The organism is Flavobacteriales bacterium (genome assembly GCA_016699575.1).
Taxonomy (GTDB): domain Bacteria; phylum Bacteroidota; class Bacteroidia; order Flavobacteriales_F; family PHOS-HE28; genus PHOS-HE28.
In genome coordinates this window covers 3,792,833-3,808,499 of the sequence record CP064979.1, presented here as the reverse complement: position 1 = coordinate 3,808,499, position 15,667 = coordinate 3,792,833, and the positions used below count along the sequence as shown (strand labels likewise).

General features: G+C 62.8%; 12 protein-coding genes. 8 read left to right on the top strand and 4 right to left on the bottom strand.

The features are described 5' to 3' along the window. Positions 1-3: 3 nt before the first annotated feature. The gene (locus IPJ76_15860; GenBank protein ID QQR86063.1) at positions 4-252 is read right to left on the bottom strand and encodes a hypothetical protein; all 249 of its coding nucleotides are present in this window, start codon (positions 250-252) and stop codon (positions 4-6) included. 6 nt (positions 253-258) lie between these two features. Between IPJ76_15860 and IPJ76_15855 the strand changes: the two genes are divergently transcribed. The 8 genes from IPJ76_15855 (at position 259) to IPJ76_15820 (ending at position 13,533) form a co-directional block, all read left to right on the top strand. Further along, positions 259-723 (top strand): hypothetical protein, encoded by a 465-nt coding sequence (locus tag IPJ76_15855; protein ID QQR86062.1) that lies wholly within the window; start codon positions 259-261, stop codon positions 721-723. A 116-nt stretch (positions 724-839) separates the two neighbouring features. Next, positions 840-2,630, top strand: a complete 1,791-nt coding sequence (locus tag IPJ76_15850) for a T9SS type A sorting domain-containing protein (protein QQR86061.1) — start codon at positions 840-842, stop codon at positions 2,628-2,630. A gap of 6 nt (positions 2,631-2,636) precedes the next feature. Then, positions 2,637-4,400 carry a T9SS type A sorting domain-containing protein gene (locus IPJ76_15845; protein ID QQR86060.1) on the top strand — a complete coding sequence of 588 codons (1,764 nt, stop codon included), beginning with the start codon at positions 2,637-2,639 and terminating at the stop codon, positions 4,398-4,400. Between the two features lie 5 nt (positions 4,401-4,405). Further along, complete coding sequence (locus IPJ76_15840) at positions 4,406-6,151, top strand: T9SS type A sorting domain-containing protein (protein QQR86059.1); 1,746 nt, start codon at positions 4,406-4,408, stop codon at positions 6,149-6,151. 2 nt (positions 6,152-6,153) lie between these two features. Then, positions 6,154-8,025: a hypothetical protein gene (locus IPJ76_15835; protein ID QQR86058.1), complete on the top strand. Its 1,872-nt coding sequence runs from the start codon at positions 6,154-6,156 to the stop codon at positions 8,023-8,025. 211 nt (positions 8,026-8,236) lie between these two features. Continuing rightward, positions 8,237-9,616, top strand: a complete 1,380-nt coding sequence (locus tag IPJ76_15830) for a hypothetical protein (protein ID QQR86057.1) — start codon at positions 8,237-8,239, stop codon at positions 9,614-9,616. Between the two features lie 8 nt (positions 9,617-9,624). Then, positions 9,625-11,445, top strand: a complete 1,821-nt coding sequence (locus IPJ76_15825; GenBank protein ID QQR86056.1) for a glycosyltransferase — start codon at positions 9,625-9,627, stop codon at positions 11,443-11,445. A 3-nt stretch (positions 11,446-11,448) separates the two neighbouring features. Beyond that, on the top strand, positions 11,449-13,533 hold the full coding sequence (locus IPJ76_15820) for a CotH kinase family protein (GenBank protein ID QQR86055.1): 2,085 nt from the start codon (positions 11,449-11,451) through the stop codon (positions 13,531-13,533). Positions 13,534-13,541: 8 nt separating this feature from the next. Here IPJ76_15820 and IPJ76_15815 read toward each other — a convergent pair whose 3' ends face one another. The 3 genes from IPJ76_15815 to IPJ76_15805 all read right to left on the bottom strand — a co-directional run bounded on the left by IPJ76_15815 (position 13,542) and on the right by IPJ76_15805 (position 15,620). Further along, positions 13,542-13,892, bottom strand: coding sequence for a hypothetical protein (locus tag IPJ76_15815; GenBank protein QQR86054.1), 351 nt, complete (start codon positions 13,890-13,892; stop codon positions 13,542-13,544). 72 nt (positions 13,893-13,964) lie between these two features. Further along, complete coding sequence (locus tag IPJ76_15810; protein QQR86053.1) at positions 13,965-14,600, bottom strand: fibronectin type III domain-containing protein; 636 nt, start codon at positions 14,598-14,600, stop codon at positions 13,965-13,967. A 636-nt stretch (positions 14,601-15,236) separates the two neighbouring features. Further along, entirely contained in the window at positions 15,237-15,620 is a 384-nt protein-coding gene (locus IPJ76_15805) for a hypothetical protein (GenBank protein ID QQR86052.1), read from the bottom strand. Positions 15,621-15,667: the final 47 nt, after the last annotated feature.

Here is a 15,667-nt window from a genome sequence, read left to right as displayed (position 1 = left end):
CGATCACGAAGACCGGGTGCGTGCTTCCGCCGTTGCCCTCCCGCCCCATTCCAGGATCCCGTGCCCCGCGGTGCGCAGAACCTCCTTGCCCAGGACGTTGATGACGGAGAGCGTACCGCGCGCAAGCGGCCCGCCGCTCACCACGGTGAACAGCCCGTGGCCCGGAAAGCAGGAACGCCACCAGAAGGTGGCGCTCCGCACGATCCGCTGCGGCTTGGGTTCCAGCAACCCCGGCCCGCCGGCATGCGTCATCGCACCATGAGGATGATCCTTCCGGCTGTGCTTCTGGCCGCGTTCGCCGCTTGCACCAACGGCACCACCGGTCCGTTGGACCGGGCAAAAGATGAGGAGCGCATCCGGGCCCGTTACGCCAGCATGGACTCCTTGTTCGCCGCCGACCGCATGGGCGACATCGCCAAGGTGTACCACGATTCCGCCGCCGTGCTCTCCGTGGGCCGTGTGATCAACGGGCGCGGGTCGATCCGCACGTACTGGGACATGCTCCAGGGCAACGGTGTGTCGTGGGATCACCGCATCGAAGCGCTCCATGTGGCCACCCAGCGCGCCATCCAATACGGCACCTCCGAACTGCATTACCGCAACGGCCAGGACACGCTGATCTCCTTCGTGCACTACACCCTGATCTGGAGAAAGGACGCGCAAGGCGAATGGTGGATCGAACGGGACCACTACACGCCGATGCCGAGGGTGGTGGTGGAATGAGAACCCGCTTCGGCCGGGGATTATCCCGCTTGGTCCGGACGAGCATTCTTAGGCGCTGGAACCGGTGGACATTCGGCGTGCAGGTCATCGGACTGGTGGCCTCAGCACAAGCTAACATGTTCAGGATCGCACTATCGCTTGCACCCGTTGCCGCGGGGACGCTCGTCGCGGCACAAACCCCCACCTCCATCCATCCGCTCGCCACCACCGGCGTCGGTGGCATTACGCTGCATTCTTCCCCGCTCGGTGGTTTCATCGCCACCGTGCACGTGGAGGACAGCATCGATCTGGATCCCGGACCCGCCACCGTTTGGGTGGAACCCGTGAGCGGTTTCGAGGAGGCCGCGATCGTTGGTTACGACGACAACGGTGCTTACCTCTGGCACAAGCAGATGAGCGGAACGGTATTCCTGGGCGTCACCGCGCTCTCCTTCACTGAGGACGGGCAATTCTACCTGAGCGGTACGGTGAGCGGCAGTGGTGATGTGGATCCCGGACCGGGCGTGGCCCCTGTATCGTGCAATTGTGTTGACGGACCGCCCGGGTTCGAGTCCTACTACCGCACAGGCTGGTACGGCAAGTACACCGCCAACGGCGACTACATCTGGCACGAACAGATCGGGGGCACCTTGAACGAGCGAGGCCATGCGACATTGACCTACAGCCCGTTGAGCCACGATGTGTTCGTCTTCGGTACGGCCATGAGCGGAGGGTATCCCGTGGACTTCGACCCCAACGGATCCACCGCCATCATCACCCCAGAAGCCGTCACCGGCGGGGTCGGCTACCGCAACGCGAACATCTATGCACGGTTGGACAGCAGCGGCACCTACCAATGGTTCCGCAACTTCGGTGGCGGCGGCGTGGCCACGCGCTGGGACAATGGTACCGATGAGTTCTTCTACCTCACCGGCACCTCCTTCGGAAGCGACAACACGGGCTTCATCGAGGACCACGATCCCGGTACGGGCATCGTAGCACCCTATCATCCCATCGGCACCTTGCAGGATGTCTTCGCCAGCAAGTTCGATGCGAACGGCGACTTGGTCTGGTGCCAGTTCTTCTTCGGTGGCCTAGGCACGGGCTTCTTGCAGAATGAAGGCGGCAGTTCCGTGGTTGTGGATGCGAACGGCGACGCCTTCGTGGCCGGTGTGTTCGTGAGCAACTACCCGAACACCCCTGGCGGAAGCCCGCTGTCGCTCGTCCCCTACAACGGTGCGGGAAGCGATGCGCTGCTCCTGAAACTCGATGGTGATGACGGATCGGTGATGTGGCAGAAGCACCTGGGTTCGGAGAACGACGATTGCTACAGCGCGATATGCACGGTGGACGATGCGGGCCGCGTCTACATCACCAGCACTTACCACGGCACGGCCGAGCTGAACATGAACAGCCCCTCGGTGACCGTCACAGCGAACGGTCCGCCGATCAACAACTGGGATGGCTACGTGGCCTGCTTCGATGGCAACGGCGCGTACCAATGGAGCGGCACTTATGGCGGGCCGGAGAACGACGGCCTGTCGCAGCTCATCATGCACAACGACCAATTGTGTGTGGCCGGCTACTTCCGCCAGACGGCCGATCTGGATCTCGGTCCCGGCACCCAGAATTTCACAGCCCTCGCACAGACCGACCCCTTCTTCGCCTGCTACGACCTGAGCGGGTTGGCACTCGGCGAGGCCGAAGGGTTGCGGATCGCGGAACCGTTCGGAGTGTACCCGAATCCAGCGAACGAACTGGTCACATTGCGCGGTATTGGATCCAACGCGCAGGTGGAGGTCTTCGATGCACTGGGGCAACGGATCATCGCCGCTCGCTCGAATTCCCTCGACGTGAGCGCGTGGAGCGAGGGCATCTACTTCGCGAAATGGGAGGACCGTACACAACGCCTCATCATTCAACATTGACCACCGATGCGCATCACCACCCTCATCTTGTTGTTGTTCACGTACGGAGCACTACGCCCCCAAACGTTGACCTCCCTGCACCATTACCCCACGCACGCCTACAGCATTTTCGACCTCTACCCATCGCCTATGGGCGGCTACCTGGCCACCGTGCAAGTATGGGACAGCATTGATGTGGATCCCGGACCAGGCGCGGTGTGGCTGGAGACCTTGGCCGGCGTTGAGGAAGGTGCGATCGTGGCATACGATGCGAATGGTGGCTACCTGTGGCACAAGCAGATCACCAGCACAGTGAAGGTCACCATCGGCAACCTCTCGTTCACTGAAGACGGCCAGTTCTATGCGAGCGGTACAGCCAGTGGCACTGCTGATGTCGACCCTGGACCAGGAGTTGCCGCGGTGACCTGCAATTGCAACGGCGGACTGAACGGGTGGTACGGAAAGTTCAACGCAACTGGCGATCTGCTCTGGCATGCGCAGGTAGGTGATGGCACTGCGAGCACGCAAGCCACCGTGAGGTTGCTGTACAGTCCGCTCAGTCATGATCTCTTCATGTTCGGGGAAGCGCTCGGCAGCAACCCGACCGACTACGACCCCGGTCCTGGATGGGCCGAAATACCACCGCCGCCCGTGCCGGGCCAAGGCCTTACGAATTTCATCTACGCGAGGTTGGACAGCAGCGGTGCATTCCAATGGCATCGGCCCTGGGGCACATCATCCTTGCGGGAGGTGACCCGTTGGGACGATGGTGTGAACGAATACTTCTACCTGGCAGGCACCTCGTTCGGATGGCCGGATACGGCCACCCTGGCCGATCATGATCCCGGTGCCGCACAAGCACTGCCGTATCATCCCATAGGCACGTTGCAGGATGCTTTCGCGAGCAAGTTCGATGCGAACGGCGATCTGGTATGGTGCCGGTTCTTCTTCGGCGGCAATGGTGCAGGCTTCGGACAGAACGAGGGCGCCACGGACATCTCCGTGGACTCCCAAGGCAACGCCTACCTCGTAGGGAAATTCGTAAGCAACTATCCGACGACCGTCGGAGGCAGTCCACTATCGTTGGTACCCTATGGCGGTGCGGGCACGGATGCCTTTCTGTTGAAGCTCGATGGAGCGGACGGATCGTTGATCTGGGAGAAACAATTCGGTTCGCCCAACGATGACAACATCTATGACGCGATCTGTGCCGTGGATGAGTTGGACCGCGTGTACATCGGTTCCGTCTTCGTGAACACGGCCGAGTTGAACAGTGCTGGGCCATCTGTGCAAGTCACGGCCAACGGACCCATGTGGACGAAGGACGGTTTCGTGGCCTCCTTCAATGCGTCCGGCCAATACCTATGGAGCGGTGCGTACGGTGGTCCCGGCCCGGATGGACCTTCACAGCTCTTCCCGTCCGCGAACGAGTTCTGTATGGTTGGCTATTTCACCGGGACCGCCGATCTGGACCTTGGCCCGGGCGTGAACAACGTGGCGGCGCAGCAAGGCAACGATCCCTTCTTCGCGTGCTATGACCTGAGCGGGCTGGCATTGGGCGGAGCAGGAATGCCAGGTAGCACCGTGCCGTTCATGGTGCACCCGAACCCGGCCCGCGGAGTGGTCTACTTGCAGCACACCGGGGCTGAGCGGCCAGTGGAAGTCTTCGACGCGCTCGGCCAACAGATGATCACCACACGGGCAGGTACCATTGATGTGAGCGCGTGGGCCGAGGGCCTCTACATCGTCTCATGCGATGGGCGCACACAACGCCTCATCGTCCAGCATTGACCACCATGAAGCATCTCTTCGCATCAGCGCTCTTGGGCCTCGTGTCCCTGACCACCCGTGCACAACCACTCTACATCGCTGAAATCAAGGGCACGGCTTGGGACATGGTCGGCGACATGGCGGTGGACGGACAAGGCAACACCATCCTAGTCGGCCACTTCGGGGGTATCTGCGATTTCGACCCCGGGCCAGGCACCATGAACATTGCGGCGAACGGACTGTACGACGGCTTTGTGGCCAAGTACGACCCCAATGGTGCGCTGCTTTGGGCGGGCAAGATCGGTGGCATCGGCGACCAACGGATCTTCACGGTGGTCCTCGACAGCGCGGACAACATCCACCTCGGAGGCTGGTTCGAGCAAACCGCCGATCTGGACCCCGGCCCTGGTAGCCTGCTCTTCACCTCGGCCGGCGAATTCGACGGCTTCTTCTCCAAGCTCGATCCCGCCGGTCAGTTGATATGGGCCAGCGTGCTGCCCAACACTGGCCGCTCTTTCGTAAGCGACATGGACATGAGCCCGGCCACTGGCGACCTCATCATCACGGGGTGTTTCCTCGACACCATTGACATGGACCCCTCGCCGAATTCATATCCCCTTTCCACCGATCCGTTGGGCGCTTTCTACGAGAAAAACACTGAATTCCTGGCACGCTACACATCGGGCGGGGCATTGCTGTGGGCCAAGCGCATCGGTGGCGGCAACGAAGGCCCGCGGGTCAGCGTGCACAACGACGGCCTGGGCAACGAGGTGATCAACTGGGGGACCGTGGGCGAAGACGACGACATCACCACCACGGACCTCGATCCCGGCAGTGGATCCGTGCATCCAACGGGCCAGGGAGCACTTCAGCCGGCGGAGTGGATCGGCGTGGTCCAGTTCAACGCGAACGGCGACTATCAATGGTCCCACCTGATCCGCGGCCATCGCGGCTCGGTGGGCGGCATTCCGGAAGACCTGCTCGCACTGGTCACCGATGCTGCGGGGAACATCCTGATCGCGGGCCAGTTCGATCACGATTTCACGGCGTATCCGAACAACGCGGTAACGCTCGCACCGTTCGGCGTCACCAACTACGACGGGTTCCTGATCAAGCTCTCGCCCAGTGGTGCACTGATCTGGGAAAAGCACATGGGCAACGGCGCCAGCGGCGAGAATGAGTCCTTGGTGGACATTGCGATCGATGCGACCGGGAACTATTGGGTGAGCGGTGTCTTCGCCGTGGGCGCCGAGATGGACAGCGATGCGCTGGGCCACACGATCGGCAGCAACGGCGAATTCGATATTGCCGTGATCGGCTTCGATCCTTCGGGCGGCTATTTGTACCACGGTACCGTTGGCGGCGATTGGTACGATGCGAGCCCGCACCTGTGCACTGTCGGCAGCGACCTCCTGCTCTCCGGGTCGTACGGCACCTTCCAGGGAACAGCGGACCTGGATATATCGTCGGGCATCCAGTCGTTCACAGCGATCGACACCTATGATGCGTTCATCACGCGCTTCGCCCCGTCCATCAGCACAGGGGTCGTGGCCACCGCCCAGGGACCGGTGGCCGTGGTGTTCCCGAACCCGGCGGACCACCACTTATGGCTCCGCACTGCCGTCCCCGGTGAAGCAGTTGAAGTCTTCGATGCCTTGGGCCAGCATCTCCTAACCACGCGCAGCGGTACTATTGACGTGGGTTCTTGGAGCGAGGGCATCTACTTCGCCACGTCGCACGGGCGAACGGAACGCATCATCATTCAACACTGACCATGCGGCGCACAACTCTCCTGCCCACCCTGCTCCTGATCATTGCAAGTGCGCATGCCCAGGATTGGACCGGCGCCATCAACAGCGATTGGAACAACCCCGGCAACTGGTCCGATTGGCCATTGGACGGCGAGAACATCACCATCGACAGTTCCAACTATGCCGGGGCCATGGCCGACCCGGTCATCAGCACAGCCTCCGTGTTCGTGCCCGACCGCGTGTTCATCCTTGACGGGTCCCTCACCATCTCCGCCAACCTCGCCGTTGCCGACCGCTTCATTGTCGAAGGCGAGGGCCGGGTGCACCTGAACGGGGGCGCGTTGACCACGGACCGCTTGATCGCGGACGTTGGCGGACTGTTCGTCATCTCGAACGGCACCGCCACCGTCACCTCCGTTCTGGCCATCGCCGACGGCAGCGCCGACCGGCCCAGCACGTTCGAACAAAGCGGCGGCGCGGTGAACGTGATCGGAGAACTCGGTTTCGAGTGCGAAGCCGGAGCCAACAGCCCCACCTACCAGATGAGCGATGGTTCGCTCACGGTGGGCGGCGATGCGCTCTGGTTCGGCCAATCGCCGGGCAGCGGCCGCGGTGCGCTGAAGGTGACCGGCGGCAACGTGGAATTCCACGGTAACGTGGCCAACGCGGCCGGCAGCACCATCGACCTGCACATCGACCAGAGCGGCGGGAACATCACCACGCTCGGCCCATTGGTGGAACTCACGAACGCAACGGACAGCATACGCATCACCGCGGGGTCGATGCACTTCGGCGGCAACCTGGAGATAAGGAACGATGGTGTTCTCCGTTCCGACCCCGGCGACGTCTATTTCGATCAGCAAGCCGAGCTCCGCGGCTCGGGCACCTACCGGTTCCACAATGTCACCATCTCCGCGGGCGCCACGCTTCAGCACACCGATCCAGTGGAGATCGAGGTGGCTGCGGCGTGGATCAACATGGGCACGTTCGACCCCGATGGGAACACGATCGCCTTCACCGGTCAAGGCATGGCATTGGTGAGCGGGGGCAATTTCCACGGTATGCGCGTGGCCAACTCGGGCACAGGCGTGCAAGTGGTCGGCACATGCACAGTGGCGGGCATGCTCACCATGGAGCAAGGGCTCGTGCACACGCAAGCGAACGATCTGCTCGTGCTGCTGCACGGTGCGACTTCCACCGATGGTTCGGACAACAGCCATGTGAACGGGCCCATGATGAAGATCGGGAACAGTGACTTCGTTTTCCCCGTTGGCAACAATGGCCAATGGCGCAGGATCGGCATCAGCGGCATCAACGACCAGGACACCGAATTCACGGCGCAGTACATCGCTTTGCCGCCATCGAACACGGCTTTGCTCGGGCCCGACCTGTTCACCGTGAGCACTTTGGAGCATTGGACCCTTGCCCGCACCGGAACCGTTGACAATGCCCATGTGAAACTGTTCTGGGAGGATGCCAGCGCCAGCGGCCTTCCGGCTTGCAACACGCTTGTAACCGCGTTCTGGGACGGAACGCTCTGGCAGGGAACTGGAAGCACGACCACCGGCTCCTGCATAGGCAACGATGCCGGAACAGTACAGACCAACGACCCCCTTTCAACTTTCGACATGTTCACCTTCGGAGCGAGCAACGGCAGCATCGGCCTCGCCGAGAACGCCTTGCCCAGCGGCCCAAGGGCCACTCCACTTCCGGCAACGGAAGCAGTGACCTTCACCGGGGTCGGCACCATCACGGATGCTCGCGTGATCGACAGCCAAGGGCGATCGATGACCGCAACCCTGGAGAACAATTCGCTCGACGTGCGCACCTGGCAACCGGGTGCATACACCTTGTTCGCGCATGCCCGGGCCGTGCGCTTCGTTGTGGTGCATTGAAGTGCCGGTGCACGCGTCATGGACGGCATTGCGAGCGCCCCATCGCTCGCTAGGAAACCCTTTGCCCACAAGGGCTACAGAAGGTTGACGTTGCACTGGAAAGACCCTGTCGCGTCGATCGCCCGGCTCATCCGCACGGTAGTCCGTTCCGGCATCACGGATCATGCACCGGCAGCGTGGATCTTCTCATTTGCAGGCACAACCCTGACGCATGCGAACCTTCACGAAACAAGCAACCAAGCTCCGGTTGAGCATGACGCTACTGGCCATAGCGATCACCACCGCACTACTGGCACAGACCAACGCACTTGATCTCGCACGGCAGCACCGAAGCACAGGCGACCTGGCCAAAGCACTGAACCACTATCGGCATTGGTTGCTGGACCATCAGGATGACATGACGGCGTTGCGCGAGTTCGCCGAAGTGAACGCGTGGCTAGGTCGAACCGAGGATGCGGTGCGCGCCTATGATATCCTGCTCCGAACCGACCATGGCAATGTCGCAGCGATGAACGGCCTTGGCTATACGTACGCATGGGCGGGCGAGCACAGCAAGGCTCGTGAACGTTTCCTGGCCGCGCTCGTGCTTGACAGTATCAACCTCGACGCCCGTATGGGTATGGCATATGCGACGCTCTGGGCGGGCATGTGCGCCGATGCTGGCCAGCGCTTCGCAGCATTGCACGCGGCGCATCCGGAGCTTCTGGAACCATGGATCGGCATCGGCGACGCAGCGAAGTGCAAGGGCGATCATCGCCAGGCCGCAAAGCACTATGAAGAAGCAGCCGCACGATTCCCGAACGACCCATTGCCACGAGAGCGCCTGGATGCGATGCGCCGCGAAGCCTCGGAAATGGAGCTCGATGTGTGGGCCGGACCATCGACCGTGGACGGTCTACGAGGCAACGGCCTGCGACTCATCCAGATCACACGCATGTTCGGCGAGCGATGGCGGGCACACGCTCGTTACGACCGTTCCATCAGCATCGAGAACACCGACCTGCTCCGGCGGAGCGCCAATGGGCAGGTGGTCTCGTTCGGTGCGTACCACAAGTGGAACAAACACCATGGCACGCTGCTCGAAGGCGCCGTCCGACTCCTCGATGATGCACCGACGCAACGTGCCTTGCGCGCCGAGCATGTTCTCTTCTTCCGCCGTGACCTGTCACTGAAGGGCGGCGTGCAGTTGGCCAAGGGCGGTGGCTCGCCCAGCGACTGGTTGTACTACCTGGGCGGCAGCTATCGCATTGGACGGTCCGTTGCGCTGGAACCGATGCTGCTGTTCGCATCTCCCCAACGCGAAGTGAGCGAGCGGCGACTTGTGCTAGCTACGAAGATCACGCCTGGACGAGGGTATGAAGTGAATGCCGGCTATGTGATCGGATCATCACGCATCGTTCCTGAAGGTGGAGTGCAGCAACGTATGCGCATGAGCGGCGCCTTCGTTACCGGCTTGTTCCCGGTGAGCCGCCCACTCTGGCTCATGGCTTCGGTCCGCTACGAGAACGGCTTCTTCAACGAACTCACTTCCGTTGCCTTCGGCGCACGCTTGCGGTTCAGCGCCCTCCAACATCACCACCACACCAATTGATCCCGGCCATGCGACAACATCTACAAGACCTCACCGCGGACGCAACTCTGGCCCCGGCGAACACCGCGGCGACAGCGCGCACCGCAGGACCGAAACCCCATCTTTTCATCACCGTGTTCGTTGTCTGGGGCCTATCGCTCCTGTGGTTCGGACCGCGCTTGCTACATCTCATCAACTACGGCTACGACTGGCCGATGCGCCTGGTGCTCCTCTTCTACACCGGCTTCATCTGTTTCGCCTGGTTGTATGGCATCTACAATCTGTGCGTAGTGGGTTTCGCCTGGTGGTACCGTCGCACACGGCGCGACAACATCGCCGGTGTTCGTGCCACCGCAGCGCTCGCTCCCACGTGCCAGGAAGCGGTCGCGATCCTCTACACCACCTGCAACGACATCAGCGAACGCAGCCTGCAGAGCTGTGTGGAACAGGATTATCCGTCGTACCTGGTCTACATCCTCGACGACAGCAGTGATCCCGTGTGCCAAGCCCGTGTGGACGCCTTCGCCACAGCGTATCCGGCACTCGTGCGTGTCGTGCGCCGCAGCGATCGTCGCGCCTTCAAGGCCGGTAACCTGAACCACGCGCTGGCCACGGTGGTGCGCGAGAAGTACTTCGCCATCGCCGATGCGGACGAGATCCTGCCGCGCGACTTCCTCAGCAAGCTCGTGCCCATCATGGAGGCCGACCCGCAATGCGGCTTCACGCAAGCAAACCACAAGTCCGATCCGCAGGCGCCCACGAAGCTCGCTCGCGACATGGGTATCGGAATCAATCTGCATTGGGAGTGGTACCAGCCACTGCGCAACGACTACGGTTTCGTGATGTTCCTCGGCCATGGTGCGCTCCTACGGCGCAAAGCATGGGAAGCGATCGGCGGCTTCCCCGAGATCGTTAGCGAGGACCTTGGCTTCGCCATCCGTGCCCGTGAGCTCGGCTTCCGCGGACGCTTCGTGTCCGATGTCACCTGTTTCGAGCAGTTCCCGGATACCGTGCGCGCCTTCCGCATCCGGCACATGAAATGGACGAGGGGCACCTGCGAGTTCCTGCACCGCATGGGGCGCGAACTCATCAACTCACGGAACATCACCGGCACCGAAAAGCTGGACATCCTCTTTCCCACGCTCAACCTCCCGCTCACGCTGTTGTACTTCCTCTTCATGCTGAACGCCAACCTGGCCCTGCCCTACTACTTCGGTGTGGACCGCATTGTGACATTCGAGATCGGCGGCTCAGCGACCACGTTTCACACCATCGGCCTGTTCAACGCGTTCAACTCGCTCTACAGCGCCGACTTCTTCCTCATCACTCTGCTCACGCTCATCGCGCCGATCCTGTGCTTCATCATCGGTCTGGCGCACCGCCCTGTGAGGCTCGTCAGGTTCCTGTCGCAAAGCACGGCGCTGTACGCGGCGCTCGGCACGCTCAGCAGCATCGGCGTGGTCGCCTACCTGATCAGCGGCAAGGCGCAGTTCCTTGTCACCGGCGATGTGGCCGCACGCCAACGCAGCGAACGTACCGGTGGCGTCCGCGCGGCGTGGAAGCGTTTCATCGATCGCAGCCATCCGGACAGCGCGCCCGTGATCGTGATGGAGATGACGGTGGGGCTCGGTTTCGCATACCTGGCCGCCGTATCGTTCCAACCCTCGTTCATGGGCTTGTGCCTGGCCTTTCTCATGTTGCCCACCATGCGGCTGCTCGGCTGGGACAACGCGGCGATGCGCGTCGGGCGATACGTCATTTTCCTGCTGGTCGTGGCGGGGCTCGCCCTCGGTTCGCTCAGCCTCTTCGGCATGCAGAGCACCTTCTTCGGTTACGGCTTCCACTTCTGAACCATGCTGGCGCGCGCCTGCTCCCACCTGCTGATCGCAATGGTCCTTGCGCAGGCAGCGCACGCCCAACAGTACGATGGACCCGGTGGGACCGTTCCCGCCAACGGTTCATTGTTGTGGTTGCCACTGGACGTTACCGCACCAGCATCGAGCACCTTGGACACGGTCGCTTTCGGGCTCGAACAGGTCTGCCTCACCGTGGAGCACACGTGGATCGGCGACCTGGACATCTGGTTGGTGGCCCCGGACAGCACTGCCGTGCAGCTGATCACGGCGGTCGGGTACAACACCGATCACTTCACGGGCACATGTCTGCGCGACAGCGGAACGCGGGTCACTTTCGGCGTGCCGCCATACACCGGTGTGCACCGCCCCCACGGCCACCTGGGGCGCGTGAACAACGGGCAGCCCGCCGCTGGCATCTGGTGGTTGCGCGTGGAAGACACCGATCCGCTCGCGGACAGTGGCGCAGTGGTCAGTTGGTCCATCCTGCTCGGGAATGCTCCGGCCGTCTTCAGGCTGTTCACTAGCAGCACGCTGCCCATCGCGGTCATCACCACGCCGTTGTCCCACGTGCCCGACACTGGGAAGGTGACTGGACATCTGCGCATCATCGATAGTGGGCCGGGAGCCGTGAACAACGTCCAGGATCCCGCCACCGGTTACGAGGGCGCCGTGGGCATCGAGCGGCGGGGCCACAGCTCGCAGGACCAGCCGAAACGCCCCTACTCCGTGGAGCTGCGCGACGGCTTGGGCCAAGACCTCGATGCGCCTTTGCTCGGCATGCCCGCTGAAAGTGATTGGGTGCTCGACCCTGTGTACCTCGACAAGTCGGGCGTGCGCAACGCGCTGAGCTACGAGCTCGCACGGCGCATGGGCCACTACGCGCCCCGCACCCGCCACGTGGATCTTGTATTGGACGGGGAGCACCAAGGTGTGTACGTCCTCACCGAGAAGATCAAGCGCGGCGCGCACCGTGTGGACGTGGCCAAGCTGAGCCCAGCCGACACGCTCATTCCCGGTGTGAGCGGCGGCTACATCGTGAAGATCGACCGGCAGGACCGACCGCCCGTTCCGAGCTGGGACTCCGACCATCCACCGCCGCACGCTGGCAGCGACCAACAGATCCGCTTCCTGTTCGAATACCCGTCCACGCCGCATGATGCGCAGGTCGACCACATCGAGGATTTCATGGACGGCTTCGAGGACGCACTCTCATCAGCATCGTTCACCGATCCGAACGTCGGCTACCAGCGTTACATCGACACGCGCTCCTTCATCGACTACTTCCTCCTCACCGAACTGGGCCGAAACGTCGATGGTTACCGGCGCAGCACCTTCCTGCACAAGCAGGCCGATGCGGATGGCGGCAAGCTGGTGGCCGGTCCGTTGTGGGACATGGACCTTGCGTGGGGCCACGCCGATTTCTGCGGCGCTACCGACGTGGCGGGTTGGGCCTACGAATTCGGCCTCACCTGTCCGGACGACCGGCGTCAGGTGCCCTTCTGGTGGGCGCGCTTGCTGCAGGATGTTTCCTTCCGCGACAGCGTGCGTTGCCGATGGGATGCGTTGCGAAATAGCGTGCTGGCCACCAACAGCATCGGGGCCGTGGTGGACAGCATCAGCGAACACATCGCGGAGGCGCAAACGATCAACTTCCAACGTTGGCCAACGCTCGGCCACGCCATCTGGCCCGAACCCGCACCGGCACCCGCCACATGGGCAGGTGAGCTACAGGAGCTGAAGGTCTGGGTGGAAGCACGCAGCGCATGGCTCGATGCCCATCTGCCAGCGTTGGTGAACGGATGTGATGGTCCACTGGCTTTCGACGGCACGGATTCCCTGCACGTCTGGCCGATCCCGTTCACGGACGAACTTCATGTCACCTACTTCGCGGAGCACGACGCGCAACACCTCGTGCGGCTCACGGACGCGCTGGGGCGCGAGGTGTACTCGGCTGCGTGGCTGGGCCAGTACACCGGGCAGGCCACCACCACGTTGCACCTGGCAACGCTCCCGTCGGCACCTTATGTGCTGCGGCTTTTCGTCGGGGACCGGTCAACGGCCGCGCGTGTGGTGCGGTTGTAATAACGGCCCTACCCCCACCCGGCCATCACCGCCACGCGCACCAGACCACGGGTGCTTTGCACGCCCAGCTTCTTGCACAGCTTCGTGATGTGCCCGCCCAAGGTGCGGCGGTGCATCCCTAGGCGCCCGGCCAGGGTGTCCAACGTGTCGTCGGAAGTCACCAAGGCATGCAGCACCAGGCCTTCGGTGCGGGTGAGGCGCAGCAGTCCGGCGCATTGGGGCGATAAGCGGTCGGCGCGCTGGCCCAAGGCCCGCATCACGCGGTGCAGCTCCTTCATGCCCTCGTGCATCAGCAGCACGGCGTGGGCCATGCTGGCCTTGGGGGCGGAGGCGCGGGCGGTGGATCTCCGGCGCTTCATGCTCTTGGAACAGCACGGCCCGCCTGCCTATTGTGCAAGCGGGCCGCGCCGTTGGCTACTGTTGTTGCAGCGCTACGACGGCTGCACCACGGCCACATCGCTCATGGGCCCCTGCCCCACCCGGCCCACGGCGGCCACCCGGAAGCTGTATTTCTTGTTGCGGTCCAGCCCGTCCTTCACGAAGCGCGTGGTGCTGATGATGTCCAGGAGGGTGAAGTTGGATTGCACCAGCGGATCGCCATCGGTCCAATAGATCACGTACGACTTACGGTCCTTCACGCCCCCGAAGAGCAGCTTCACCTGGCCGGGCATATCGGTGGCCAAGGCGCGCACGTTGGTGGGCGCGGGCATGGGCTGCGGCGGATTGGGCAGGGCGCGCGTGGCGAAACCGCTGCTGGCGATCTTCTCGCCATCGCCGCCGCACACGGCCTGCACATAGCCGCCCAGGTCCTTCACCATCTGGTACAGCTCGCGCTGGCGCTCATCGCGCGTCTGGCGGTCCAGCTTGCCGCCGTTCTTGTCCACCATGATCTGCGCAGCCTCCGTCTCGTCGGCCTTGGTGTCGATGTCGTTCAGCGCGGGGATGGGCGTGACGAAGTTGGCGTTGCCCGTCATGCTGGTGGTGTGCAGGCGGGCGCGCTCCACCAGTTGGGTGGCGTTCAGCTTGTCCAGGCCCAGCTTCACGGTATACAGGATGATCGTTCCCATGACAATGGGCCTTTGTGGTTGCGTGTGCCCGACGCGTTGGTTGTGGTGGAGTAGCGCACGAAGCCGCACCGATGTTGCACCACCCCACCCCCCGGAAACGCGGGGGTCATCCCCCCGGAAAAGCGGGGGTTCGTGCGGATAAATCGCAAAAAGAGGTTGGTGCGCTGGCCAAGGCGCCGGGGCGCGGGGCGAGCACAACTCCACACCGAAAGGATGTGATCGGTTCTCAGCGGCGGGTGATCGGATGACGGGCCGAGGGGATCGGATGCGGACATCACCCGATGGGGTGATACCACCGGGTGGTGGGATCACGGCATCACCCGCTCGGGTGATAACGAAGGGTGATAGGAAGACGACCGGAGCCTAGCGGGCGCCGGGGGCGGGTGATCAGATGACGGCATCACCCGGTAGGGTGATCACACCGGGTGATAGGACAACGGCCGGAGCCCAGCGGGCCACAGGCGCGGGTTGCAGGACGACGGCATCACCCTATCGGGTGATACAACCGGGTGATAGGATGACGGCGTGAACCTATCGGGCAAGGGCACCGGGTGACAGGACGACGGCATCACCCGGTAGGGTGATAACACGGGGTGATGCGATGACAACGGAAAGCCACAGGGCCAAGCCCGCCAACTACTGCACTACAGGGGTGACGATCCGCTCCACCACCAGTGCATCCAGCTCCGCCTGCGACCGTATCCACGGCATGCGGCTTTCCTCGTAGTAGTCCGTTACGCGGTACATGAGCAGGCCTTTCTTGCTGTCCCACCACCGCGCCTTCACATACAGGTGCCCGAACACGTTGCGCAAGCGCACCTGGTCGCCCACGGCGTAGGTGGCCATCCGCTTCAACTCTTCCAGCACCACGGCATGCTGCAAGTAGGTGCCGCCCGGTATGTCCTTGCCGTACAGGTCCACCACGTAGTAGCAGAGTTTATCGTTCAGCACGGCCGCGCCCGTTATGCGGCATAAGCCGCCATCGCGCGGCACGATGGCCCCCTTCCTGAATTGTTCCATTGCCAAGAACGCCGTCGATCGGCGCGGCAATAAGCTAGGGGCAGGAA

Coding starts and splice junctions, on each gene's coding strand:
- IPJ76_15855 (QQR86062.1), top strand. CDS start 259: ATGAGGATGATCCTTCCGGCTGTGCTTCTGGCCGCGTTCGCCGCTTGC.
- IPJ76_15835 (QQR86058.1), top strand. CDS start 6,154: ATGCGGCGCACAACTCTCCTGCCCACCCTGCTCCTGATCATTGCAAGT.
- IPJ76_15825 (QQR86056.1), top strand. CDS start 9,625: ATGCGACAACATCTACAAGACCTCACCGCGGACGCAACTCTGGCCCCG.
- IPJ76_15830 (QQR86057.1), top strand. CDS start 8,237: ATGCGAACCTTCACGAAACAAGCAACCAAGCTCCGGTTGAGCATGACG.
- IPJ76_15860 (QQR86063.1), bottom strand. CDS start 252: ATGACGCATGCCGGCGGGCCGGGGTTGCTGGAACCCAAGCCGCAGCGG.
- IPJ76_15850 (QQR86061.1), top strand. CDS start 840: ATGTTCAGGATCGCACTATCGCTTGCACCCGTTGCCGCGGGGACGCTC.
- IPJ76_15805 (QQR86052.1), bottom strand. CDS start 15,620: ATGGAACAATTCAGGAAGGGGGCCATCGTGCCGCGCGATGGCGGCTTA.
- IPJ76_15810 (QQR86053.1), bottom strand. CDS start 14,600: ATGGGAACGATCATCCTGTATACCGTGAAGCTGGGCCTGGACAAGCTG.
- IPJ76_15815 (QQR86054.1), bottom strand. CDS start 13,892: ATGAAGCGCCGGAGATCCACCGCCCGCGCCTCCGCCCCCAAGGCCAGC.
- IPJ76_15845 (QQR86060.1), top strand. CDS start 2,637: ATGCGCATCACCACCCTCATCTTGTTGTTGTTCACGTACGGAGCACTA.
- IPJ76_15820 (QQR86055.1), top strand. CDS start 11,449: ATGCTGGCGCGCGCCTGCTCCCACCTGCTGATCGCAATGGTCCTTGCG.
- IPJ76_15840 (QQR86059.1), top strand. CDS start 4,406: ATGAAGCATCTCTTCGCATCAGCGCTCTTGGGCCTCGTGTCCCTGACC.